Raw genomic sequence first — 12659 nt, forward strand, 5'->3', positions numbered from 1 at the left:
GTTTGAATATGGTGTAGGAGCGGGTTTATCCCGCGATCTTTTCCCCAATAATCGCCGCATAAAATGGCTCCCACCAAAGGCTTGAATATGGTGTAGGAGCGGGTTCACCCCGCGATCTTTTCATCAAGAACGTTTCCCACTGCGACATAATGTGAATGGTTTATTTTTCAGCTAATTATCATGCCGCAATTGGGCCGGAAATTTCATTACCGATCACCAATAAGGCTTCGCATATTGCACTTCTGTCACCAAATAGCTATTGCTTTTGGCATCTTATAATCTGCGATTGTAAAAATTGTCTTTAAACTTAATGTCGTGGAAATTCACCCTACCTATTTGACCTAAAGTTGACTTGAGGAATTAGTATTCATCGGCACACTAATAAATGGGAGACAAAGTATGAAAGCAGAGTTTTGGCAAGAGTTATGGGAAAGCGAACAAACTGGTTTTCATGAAGGGCAAGTAAACCGAATGCTGCTAAAGTACGGTGAGCTTTTAAACCTAAAAGAAAATAGCAGGGTGTTATTGCCACTATGTGGCAAGACACATGACATATTTTATTTCTTAGGAAAGGGCCATCATGTGATTGGCGTAGAGTTATACGAACCCGCAATTACAGCATTGTTTGAAGCGCTAAAAGTGAAACCTAATATCAGCCGTGAAGGAGCGTTTACCCTTTACCGAGCCACAAATCTAACGATTTACGTTGGAGACTTCTTTACGATTACCAAAGCTGAACTTGAAAATATTGATGCCATCTATGACCGAGCAGCATTAGTCGCTTTACCTGAAGCTATGCGCCGTAAATATAGTGAGCATCTCAACGCTATCACGAATGCAGCATCACAGCTGTTAATCTGTTTTGAATACGAGCAATCGCAAATGGAGGGGCCTCCATTTTCTGTTTCAGCAGACATGGTCACAAGCTATTACGGTAATAGCCACAAAGTTGAGCTACAAGCACGTCAATTGGTCATGGGAGGGTTGAAAGGACTCGATGAGGCAGTTGAAAGCGTGTGGTTACTCAATAGCCTGAACTCGGAAAAATCAGTTTGCTAACTTTTTATAAAAACTCAGTTCAAATAAAACTACATAAATAAAAAATGCATCCATTTTACAATTAAATGGATGCTTTGCTCGCCAGAATCCCGTCTAATGAATATTGCTATTAGGTACAGGTAAAATATTTACAATAATTTTGCAAGTTTGGTGAACTTTTATTCAACTCTGCTCGTAAGGGTTAGCTATGGGTGACAAAAGTCATTCTTTTTAATCGAGTCGACAGGATGAGTATAATGAAAAAGTTTATAGTAAGTGCCAGTTTCATGCTTCTTATGGCATGTAGCGACAACGACGATAACGATACTGTTACACCTCCGCCACCGCCACCAGCCCAAGAGTTTTCAGCGACTAAGACCTTTGAATTGATGTTATCTGGAAAGCAAGAAGTGCCGATGAATACGTCAATGCAAACCGCTTCTGCAACAGTTGAGCTTGATGAAAATCTGATGCAATTCAGAGCAACACTCGACTACAGCAACGTCGAAGGTTTTAGTGCTGCACATATTCACGATGGTGATTTGGGGGAAAATGGCGATGTGGCATTCGCCTTTGAAGCATCAGATGATAATAAGGTGAGTATTCCAATCACAGATCTGTCTGAGGGTCTAATTGAGGATATGTTGGATGGTGATTGGTATATCAATCTACACACCGAAGCCTTTCCAAACGGCGAGTTACGCGCTCAGATTGTGCCTGACACGGTAAGCGTGATCACGTTCAAATTAGATGGCTCACAACAGGTGCCAATGAATGAAAGTAGTGCCATGGGGTATGGTTATGCGTCATACGACAGCACCGATGGCGAGCTTTACCTTCGCGTGGTCACTATGGACGTTGATGATGCCACTGCAGCACATATTCACACTGGCCGCATTGGTATGAACGGCGATGTGCTCGTGGTGTTAGAGCAGGACGACGAAGTAATGACGGACTGGGTAACGCCAGATGACACGATGATCGACGAAGCGACGTTGAATGTTTTGCTCTCGGGTGGACACTACGTCAATGTTCATACGCCAGAGATGCCAAACGGTGAGATCCGCGGCCAAATCCTGACGGACAATTACGCAGTCGCGACATTTGACTTATCCGGCAAACAGGAAGTGCCGGCGGTATCGACAATGGCGTCAGGGGACGGCTATGCCCTTGTTAACACTGATAACTATGAAGTAGAGCTCAGAGTTGTCACTAGCGGTGTTGAAGATGCAACGGCGGCACATATTCATACCGGTCGGATCGGCATGAATGGTGACGTTTTAGTTGGCCTTGAGCAAAGCACCGATAATATGAATGTATGGATGACGCCAGACAACACCATGATCAATGCCGAGATTTTTGCGGTACTCGCATCAGGTGGTCACTATGTTAACGTCCATACTCCTAGCAATCCCAATGGTGAGCTACGTGGCCAAATTCTTACCGGCAATTATGCGCTCGCTACATTTGCGCTTTCAGGTCAGCAAGAGGTTCCGGCGGTATCGACAATGGCGTCAGGGGACGGCTATGCATTGGTTAACATGAACGATTATGAAGTCGAACTTCGTGTAGTGACAATGGGTGTTGAAGATGCAACGGCAGCACATATTCATACTGGTCGGATCGGCATGAATGGTGATGTTTTAGTTGGCCTTGAACAAAGCACCGATAATATGAATGTATGGATGACGCCAGACAACACCATGATCAATGCCGAGATTTTTGCAGTGCTCGCATCAGGCGGTCACTATGTTAATGTGCATACACCAGCAAATCCGAGTGGTGAACTCCGTGGTCAGATCCTCACTGACAACTACACGTTGGTAGCCTTTCCATTGAGTGGCGAGCAAGAAGTCCCAGCCGTTACAACCACAGCCACTGGTAGTGGATATGCTTTGGTAAATCGAAACGGCTTCGGCCTTGAATTACAAGTCCTCACTTCAGGTGTTGCCGATGCAACCGCTGCGCACATACATACAGGTATTGCTGGTGAAAACGGCCCTGTGTTACTGGCATTAATGCAAGATAGTAGTGATGCCAATCGTTGGATGGCTCCAGCCAATGCAGCACTGACAGCGGAAATATTTGCGATTCTGGCAGGCGGTGGTCACTATGTAAATGTGCACACACCAGCAAATCCAGGTGGTGAGTTAAGAGGCCAAATAGTTAATTAATCATTAAGATAATTATCTCGCATCAAAGAGTCTGTAAGCGCAGGCTCTTTTTCTTTATATTCAAATTACACAACTATTATCCAGTCAGGGGAGTTATATTTGGTTAAAAATATGTAATCAAAAAATCATGATTTGTTCCCGTAATCGTAATGCAAAGCGTCTAGCGTAAACCTTCTTTAAAATAACAATGGTATTACAATGAATAAGATAAGCGTTTGTTCTACGCTCTTGGCTGCATTATTACTAAGTGCATGTGATGATGATTCTGTGGAGGTTGTACAGGTTGAAAAGCCGGTGATCACAACAGAGACTGAAATAAAAGTCGTTGAAGTTCCGGTAATTGTGGAAGTACCTGCAGGTAGCGCAAGTGCTATGCAAGTGGGCACACGTCCTAATTTCTTGATTCAAGACATGGAAGGCAGTGCACTCAAAACCAAGCTTGAGCAGTGTGCTAACGGACCTTTTTATAAAACAGACTTTTCAATTGGACACCGTGGTGCGCCAATGCAGTTTCCTGAACACACCAAAGAATCTTATATTGCGGCGGCTAAAATGGGTGCTGGGATTTTAGAGTGTGACGTTGCCTTTACCAAAGACAAAGAGCTGGTTTGTCGCCATTCACAATGTGATTTACACACTACAACAAATATTTTAGCAACGTATTTAGGCCAAAAATGTACAACACCATTTGTACCTGGCGATCCTGAAAATGGAATTGCAGCCCAAGCGATGTGTTGTACCAGCGACATTACTTTGGCTGAGTTTAAGACATTAAAAGGTAAAATGGATGCCGCGAACTCAATGGCGACAACCGTAGAGGAATATATGGATGGCACGGCAAATTGGCGCACCGATTTATATTCGAGCCGTGGCACTTTAATGACCCATGCCCAGAGCATTGAGTTATTTAAAAGTTTAGGCGTGAAAATGACACCAGAGCTGAAGACTCCGTCTGTCGCTATGCCTTTTGACGGTTTTACACAAAAAGCCTACGCACAAAAAATGATCGACGAATATAAAGCTGCAAATGTAGATCCAAAAAATGTCTGGGCGCAGTCATTTAATCGGGACGATGTCGTCTATTGGATAAAAGAAAATCCAGAGTTTGGCGCACAGGCGGTGTATTTGGACGACAGATACGAAGCGCAAGCAGCAGATAATGAAACCATGGTATCAGCCGAGCAAATCGTGCATAACCCAGAGCTACTGTCACCAACGATGGAAGAGCTTGCAGCGGATGGCGTTAACATTATCGCACCACCTCTTTGGATGTTATTAACCGAAGAAGGGGGGGAAATCGTACCCTCACCTTATGCCAAAGCTGCAAAAGCCGCAGGGCTTGGGATCATCACTTGGACACTAGAGCGCTCTGGTCACTTAGCCAGTGGCGGTGGCTGGTACTATCAAAGCATCAACGGCAGTCTGTATGGTGAGACGATGATAGATAATGATGGCGATACCTTTAAAGTGCTAGATGTATTGGCCAAAGAGGTTGGCGTACTCGGCGTATTCTCTGATTGGCCTGCAACGACCACTTACTATGCAAGTTGCATGGGCATGCCTGCCAGTATTTAAGCGGTGTTAATTGTGGTAGGAGCGGATTTACTCCGCGATCTTGTCTCTAATGATCGCCGCATAAAGCGGCTCCTACCAAGGATTTGAGATATGGTAGGAGCGGATTTACTCCGCGATCTTATCTCCAATGAACGCCGCCTAAAGCGGCTCCCACCAAGGAATTGAGTATATGGTAGGAGCGAATTTACTTCGCGATCTTATCTCCAATGAACGCCGCCTAAAGTGGCTCCCACCAAGGGGTTGAGTATATGGTAGGAGCGGATTTACTCCGCGATCTTATCTCCAATGAACGCCGCCTAAAGCGGCTCCCACCAAGGAATTGAGTATATGGTAGGAGCGGATTTACTCCGCGATCTTATCTCCAATGAACGCCGCATAAAGCGGCTCCTACCAAGGATTTGAGTATATGGTAGGAGCGGATTTACTCCGCGATCTTAATCTCTAATGATCGCCGCCTAAAGCGGCTCCCACCAAGGAATTGAGTATATGGTAGGAGCGGATTTACTCCGCGCTCTTATCTCCAATGAACGCCGCATAAAGCCGCTCCCACCAAGAGCTTGAATATATGGTAGGAGCGGATTTACTCCGCGATCTTATCTCCAATGAACGCCGCCTAAAGCACCTCCCACCAAGGATTTGAGATATGGTAGGAGCGGATTTACTCCGCGATCTTTTGATTTGGTCCTCACTGTTACTTTGTCAACTCCATTTGTTCCTAATTCTATGCTAGAAGAATCTCAACCCCTGCACTAATCTTTATTGTGAACGCTTTAATAAAGGCTAGAATCATGAAGTTAAACTCTATCCGTATCCTCATGACCACTATCTTTGGTGGTATTGTTGTTTTTGTCGTCATCGTTACCCTTTTAGTTGTCAACATGTATAACGCCTTGCTTGATTTTGAACAAATGGCAGATAACCGATACAAGGCTTACCAACTTGCCGACGAGTTAAGACAAAGCTCCGACGATTTAACACGATTGGGCAGAACCTATGCGGTAACTGGCAACGATAAATACGAAAAGATGTATATGGATGTATTAGCGATTCGTAATGGTGAAAAGGCTAGGCCTGAAGGCTACCATAAAATTTATTGGGATCTGGTGCTTAATTATGGTGAGAAACCAAAACCAGACGGTCAGCGTGAGGTATTACTCGATGCCATGAAAGCGGCAGGGTTTAGCCAAAAGGAGCTCAACTACTTAAGTGAGGCACAAGCCAATTCCGATGGCCTCGTCGCATTAGAAGTTGAAGCCATGAACGCTGTAAAAGGTAAATTTAAAGATAGCGCTGGTAATTACACTATTCAAGGCGAGCCTGATTTGACCAAAGCGGTTAACCTCACGCACAGTGATGATTATCATCGCTATAAAGCCAACATTATGAAACCGGTGGAATCATTTTTCACAGAGCTGGAAAACCGCACTAAACAAAACGTTATACAAGCACACAGTGCTGTGGAGTCTTATGTTTTTTGGGCCATGGTTATGTTAGTCATAACCGTATGCTTCAGTTTATTCGGTGTGTACTTGGTTCGTCGCCGCATCGTAAAACCAATTGAATTACTTGGCAGAACCTTTGAGGAGATAGGTAGTTCAAATGATCTTAGAAAAACGGTAGATGAAAGCGGCGCAACTGAGATTCAGGTGGTAGCCAATATCGTAAATCGGATGCTTAATAGTTTTAAAAACACAGTAACTAATATCGGCTCTGCAGGTGGTGCGATGTCAAAATCTTCCAAAGAGGTGGCGCATTTTATTCGTAGTAACAAAGAGATAGGCGAAGAACAAAACGCTCGCCTCGAAACCATTGCTACTGCCGCGGAAGAAATGACTGCTACACTCAATGAGGTCACCTCAAGTACAGTAAGTACCGCAGACTACGCTAATCAGGTTGAACTTGAAGCGCAGCGTGGAATGGAGGTGATGTCGCAAACCAGCCAACAATTTACCGAATTATCTGCGCGCTTTGACAGAACTGCTAATATTATTTCAGAGTTGACTGAGCAAAGCGATCAGGTGTCAAATGTAGTGAGCGTGATCCAGGCGATTGCAGAGCAAACTAATCTGCTCGCATTAAATGCTGCCATCGAAGCGGCAAGAGCAGGAGAGCAAGGTCGTGGCTTTGCTGTTGTTGCAGATGAAGTAAGAACCCTTGCACAAAGAACCCAAAAATCCACAGAAGAGATTCGTGATATCATCAACCAGCTGCAAACCAAAGCGGGGAGTGCGAATACCGCCATTCAGCAGAGTCAGCATCAAGTGCAAGCGACGGAAGAGCAGGTGATGGTATCTTCCGAAGTGCTCGACAGCATATTTGAAGCTGTAAGTAAAATCAAAGACTTGACTCAAGGTGTTGCTACAGCCTCTCAGGAACAGTTATCGGTGACAGAAGACATTAACACCAATATCAATGGCCTGAGTGATATTTCCAAAGAAGCAATTAAGCGGATGAATGAGTTTATGGCCATTGTTGAGCAGCTAGAGCAAACTAGTCATCGCCTTAACGACAATGCGAGAGAGTTTACTGTTTAGTACTTAAAAAGCGCTTGACGCGCGGGTCTTTTTTCTACTGATCGCCGCGTAAAGCGGCTCCCACCAAGGGCTTGAATATGTCGTAGGAACGGATTTACTCCGCGATTTTTTCTCTAATTATCGCCGCATAAAGCGGCTCTCCACCAAGGTTTTGAATATATGGTAGGAGCGGATTTACTCCGCGATCTCGCCTCTAATTATCACCACCTAAAGCGGCTTCCACCAAGTGTTTGAATATATGGTAGGAGCGGATTTATTCCGCGATCTTAACTCAAATGCTCGCCGCCTAAGGCGCCTCCTATCAAGGGTTTGAATATATGATAGGAGCAGATTTATTCCGAAATTTTGTCTCTAATGCTCGTCGCGTAAAATGCCTCCCACCAAGAGTTTTAATATATGGTAGGAGCGGGTTCACCCCGCGATCTTATCTCCAATGAACGCCGCGTAAAGCGGCTTCCACCAAGAGTTTGAATATATGGTAGGAGCGGATTTACTTCGCGATCTCGCCTCTAATTATCACCACCTAAAGCGGCTTCCACCAAGTGTTTGAATATATGGTAGGAGCGGATTTATTCCGCGCTCTTATCTCAAATGCTCGCCGCCTAAGGCGCCTCCCACCAAGAGGTTAAATATTTGGTAGGAGCCGCTTTACGCGGCGATCTCTTAATAACTGACAAAAAGAAAAATCAATAAACTCACAAAGGCCCTTAAATATGATCTAAATCAAAAATGCAAATGAGATTAATTATCAATTACTTTGACTTTTGTTCAGTTTCCATTTAGAGTACGCGCCAAAATTTACTTTAATGCAATAAATTTTGGGATATTAACAATGATAAACACGCCTTTTAAACGTGGTGTACTCTCTGCTTTGGTGCTGTCTGCCCTTAGCCCAGTTGCTTTTGCTGATTCGATAAAAGCGCAGCCAGACATGGAACACATCGTTGTAACTGCGACTGGTTTTGAGCAAAAAATACCAGAAGCACCTGCGAGTATTTCAGTGATTACCGCTGAAGACATTCAAGCTCAGTCCTATACGACTTTGCTTGATGCCGTAAAGTACCAAGAAGGCGTGGACATTGGCACAACTCGAGATAAAACCGGGCAAGGCAGTGTGAGTATGCGTGGTTTAACAGGTGAATATACGCTACTTCTTATCGACGGTAAGCGTCAAAACAACCACGGTGATATCTACCCAAATAATTTTGGTGGTAACGCGTTTAACCATATTCCACCTAAAAGTGCCATTGAGCGTATTGAAGTCATTAGGGGACCTGCCTCTACACTTTACGGTGCAGATGCGATGGGTGGCGTAATCAACATTATTACTAAAAAGTCAGTAGATGAATGGACCGGCAGTATTGATTTTGGCCGAAGCCTACAAACAAACGACCAGTTTGGTGATGACATTACCACTGACTTCAGTATCTATGGGCCTTTAGTTAAAGGTTTACTCAACTTTTCTGCTCGCGGCAGCATTTATGAGCGTCAAGCCTCAAACCCTGAGTTTTCACCTGCAGTCGATCCAAATGGTGAGCTGCATCATCGTGAACTTGGTTTTGGACGCGGTGGCAAAACAGTAGACAACACTAACACCCAATTGGGTGCAACCTTTGTATTTACGCCAAATGACAACCACACTGTTACTTTTGACTATGATATCTCAAATCAAGAGTATGATAATACGCCAAACTACGACGTTGAGTCGGGCAAAATTACCTATCCGCTTGGCACTAAAGACAACATCGAATCAATCTGGCAAACACGCCGTGGCAAGGTAAACCCGCGCGCAGGTTATGCGGCGGATCAAGAATTCGACAGAAGCTGGTGGTCACTAACACACCAAGGTACGTTTGACGATATCGAAACTTTTGTGTCTTTGGCATTTGTTGATACCGATAACAATGGCCGTACTATGCCGCTTTCTGTTGCAGAGCGTAAACTACTACAAGCCATGTATGATGGCAGTGGTAAATATGCCGATATGGAAGAAGCAGAGCGTAAAGCGCTTGCTGAAAGCACATTCTTACCACGTCCAAAGCGTACACTGAACAGCAACCAATATACGTTAGACGCGCGAGTGGATATTCCTGTTGACGATTTACTTGGCGATCACGTGTTTGTTGTGGGCGGCCAGTGGGTTGATGGTGAATTACAAGATGGCGTATTTGGTATGGAGTCGGGCGTTGATCAAGGCGTTCAGGAACACCAAATGTACTCGCTATTTGTAGAAGATAACTGGCACTTAAGCGATCCGCTAACAGTTACAGTGGGTGTCCGTCACGATAACCACGATGTATTTGGTAGCCAACTTTCTCCGCGTCTATACGGTGTATACGAGCTGTCTGACGATTGGACAGTAAAAGGCGGGATCAGTACAGGTTATAAAACGCCACAAACGACTGACTTATACAATGGTATTACCGGCTTTGGTGGTCAAGGTACGTCACCGTTTGCAGGTAACCCAGATCTTGAACCAGAAACCAGCGTAAACAACGAAGTTGCATTGTATTGGACACACCCAACAGAGAACCACAACTTTAATATCACTTACTTCTCAACGGAGTTTGACGATAAAATCGCCCGTGGTGACACTATCAAGAGTTGCTCTGCAACCAACGGCGCAAAACCATGCGTGAATTTGGGTGTATATGACGAGCTTGGTTACGATACTTATAGCCAAAAAATCAATATCGACAAAGTTGAGATCCAAGGGATTGAACTTGCAGGCCGTTACCAGTTCACTGATGCAGTTTCACTTTACGCAAACTACACCTGGACTGACAGCAAGCAAAAGAGTGGTCCTCAAGAAGGTCAACCATTAACCAATACCGCTGAACACATGGCAAATGCCACGGTAAACTGGCAAGTAACAGACGAGTTCTCACTAACGCTAAATGCTGAAATGCGCTCTGATCGTTACCGTGGCTGGGACAACAACCTAGACAAGGCCATGTACTACAAAAACTACAACCTACTGCACTTAGGTGCTAAATACACCTTTAACGACAATGTTACTGTGTTTGCGCGTATCAATAACTTATTGGATGAAGACTTTACGTCTTATAGCACGGATTACAACGACTTAAACGGTGATGGTAAATACGAATACCTAAGTGGCCGTGGTGTGGTAAGCGAAGTCGTATTTAGCGATGACTACAACGTAAAAGACAAAGCCCGCAATATTTGGTTTGGTGTAAACGTGACGTTTTAATACCCATGTAAAGCATAACTAGATTACAAAACTCAAAGGAGGTGCAATTTGCACCTCTTTTTTATTGCCACTTGTGCAGGACGCAGCGATTATTTCTCTACTTTTTACCTCACTCATAGCAGCGGCTTTATGCGGTGATCTTTTCTACAAAATTATGGTGTGAACCCACTCCAACTGCATATCATTACCGCAAGACAACTCCTCAAATGCCACCGCTGGTAGGAGCCGCTTCACGCGGCGATCTTTTCAACAAAATCGCGGGGTGCACCCACTCCAACCGCATATCATTACCGCAAGACAACTCCTCAAATGCCACCGCTGGTAGGAGCCGCCTTACGCGTCGATCTTTTCTACAAAATTATGGTGTGAACCCACTCCAACCGCATATCATTACCGCAAGACAACGCCTCAAATGCCACCGCCGGTGGGAGCCGCTTTACGCGGCGATCTTTTCAAAAAGGCCCCGCGATCACGCTCTTAACCTCAATCCAACGCGGTCAACGCACGGTAGGTATCATAAGCAAACTGATCAGTCATACCGCTAATAAAATCCTGAATAAGACGGCAGCGGTAATAAAACTCAAAAATCGGCTCAGCTTGCTCAGCCTCACTAAGCTGCGCGACCGTTTCGCGGTATACCGCAACATACTTTTTGGAAATCCGATTAATCAATCGAGACTCTATCGCAAAGTCATGGTCGCTATTTAATGCTGCGTTAAACTCGTCGGCGTGTAAATCAAGCACTCGCTGATATTCGTTCAATATGCTGCTGGTGATCTTATAACCTTGAAGCTCCAACTGCTCGACTTCTTTATTCGAAAATACCTTGTTGGCCGCCACCGTTTTCAATGACTTTACAATGGCATGAAGATGGCTATTATCTTCCAGTAACGAAGCGTTAAAACTCCCTTGGTAGATCGCATCAATATTATCGATAAAACGCGTTTTGGCATGTTCAGCAAGCGGGTGTAGCAACCCCACGCGGAGCCAAATAAAAAATTCATTATCAAAATTCGCCATATGCTTGCTGGCTTTGTCATTGGCATAGTGCAGCTTTTTACTCATAAGCTCTAACAGCTTGTCATCGGTGATCCCAAATCCTGCGGCGATATTTTGATATTCCTCTATTAAACAGCCCGTTAACTCATCTACGCTAATAATGCCTTTTTCTACAGCGTCTTCCATATCAGCAAGGCAATAAGCAATATCGTCAGCCGCTTCCATGATATAAGTCACCGGGTGGCGATTGCCCACTTGTATCTGCAATTTGTCGCACAGCTCACTGACAAAATCACTTTCACTAAAATAGTATCCTGCTTTCTTTTGCAGATAAGATTTATCAATGGCTACGGTTGATTTAGGTGTGGTTGCGCAGCGGGTATATTTCATCACAGTGGCACACTGTGAATAGGTAAGATTAAGGCGAGAAAGCGTATGAATAACGCGAATAGCTTGGGCGTTACCCTCAAAACTACAAATATCGAGCAGTAACTCCATTTCTTGATTCAGCACCGCCAGATCAGACGCCTTGCTCTCCTTTGAGCCATACCTAAGCGCCGCCCGAGCACTTTTTGCAAACTGTTGATGCTGGTTCAAATAGCGTTTAAACCAATCATTGATAGCGGCCTCGCCAAAGTGACCAAATGCAGGGTTACCAATATCGTGCATCAAACAGGCCATTTCAGACAAGGTGACCAAACACTCAGACAAATCCACTTGCTGGCCGTTTTTATCTTCATATTGCAGCAAATCTTGTCTACCTTGCTGCACCAGCGCATCAACAATTTTTTTAGCAATGTAACGGCCGTTTTGTTGCACCTCAAGCGAGTGCGTTAAGCGCGAACGCACCGCCGCATTACGCTCAAGCGGAAACACTTGGGTTTTTTGTTGCAGTCGTCTAAGCGCAGCACTGTTGATAATACGCCCACGGTCGCTCTCAAGGCTACTCGCCTCACTGCCACCGGTATTGTAAGAACGCTCGTTTGTTATTTTATTTTTGAAGTGCATGCCACTTTCCTGTTGAGACTCAAGCTACATTTCCAATGTAGGTGAATGTGGAAAAGTTGTAAACCGAATCGACACCTCGCATAGCCAGCCTACAAGCAAACCTTCATATAAGGTAAG

6 protein-coding genes are annotated in these 12659 nt (G+C 44.7%); 5 read left to right on the forward strand and 1 reads right to left on the reverse strand.

Annotated elements, in window-relative coordinates; all coding sequences use genetic code 11:
• Positions 1-399: 399 nt before the first annotated feature.
• The 5 genes from tmpT (at position 400) to CWC29_RS22135 (ending at position 10535) form a co-directional block, all read left to right on the forward strand.
• Positions 400-1059: a thiopurine S-methyltransferase gene (tmpT, locus tag CWC29_RS22115; protein ID WP_138523778.1), complete on the forward strand. Its 660-nt coding sequence runs from the start codon at positions 400-402 to the stop codon at positions 1057-1059.
• Between the two features lie 236 nt (positions 1060-1295).
• Positions 1296-3212 carry a CHRD domain-containing protein gene (locus tag CWC29_RS22120; RefSeq protein ID WP_167815473.1) on the forward strand — a complete coding sequence of 639 codons (1917 nt, stop codon included), beginning with the start codon at positions 1296-1298 and terminating at the stop codon, positions 3210-3212.
• Positions 3213-3410: 198 nt separating this feature from the next.
• Entirely contained in the window at positions 3411-4787 is a 1377-nt protein-coding gene (locus tag CWC29_RS22125; RefSeq protein ID WP_138524943.1) for a glycerophosphodiester phosphodiesterase family protein, read from the forward strand.
• A 788-nt stretch (positions 4788-5575) separates the two neighbouring features.
• Entirely contained in the window at positions 5576-7321 is a 1746-nt protein-coding gene (locus CWC29_RS22130) for a methyl-accepting chemotaxis protein (RefSeq protein WP_138524941.1), read from the forward strand.
• A gap of 832 nt (positions 7322-8153) precedes the next feature.
• Entirely contained in the window at positions 8154-10535 is a 2382-nt protein-coding gene (locus CWC29_RS22135; RefSeq protein ID WP_138523580.1) for a TonB-dependent receptor domain-containing protein, read from the forward strand.
• A 483-nt stretch (positions 10536-11018) separates the two neighbouring features.
• Here CWC29_RS22135 and dgt read toward each other — a convergent pair whose 3' ends face one another.
• Positions 11019-12542 carry a dGTPase gene (gene dgt, locus CWC29_RS22140; protein WP_138524684.1) on the reverse strand — a complete coding sequence of 508 codons (1524 nt, stop codon included), beginning with the start codon at positions 12540-12542 and terminating at the stop codon, positions 11019-11021.
• Positions 12543-12659: the final 117 nt, after the last annotated feature.

The organism is Pseudoalteromonas galatheae (genome assembly GCF_005886105.2).
In the GTDB taxonomy this organism is placed as follows: domain Bacteria; phylum Pseudomonadota; class Gammaproteobacteria; order Enterobacterales; family Alteromonadaceae; genus Pseudoalteromonas; species Pseudoalteromonas galatheae.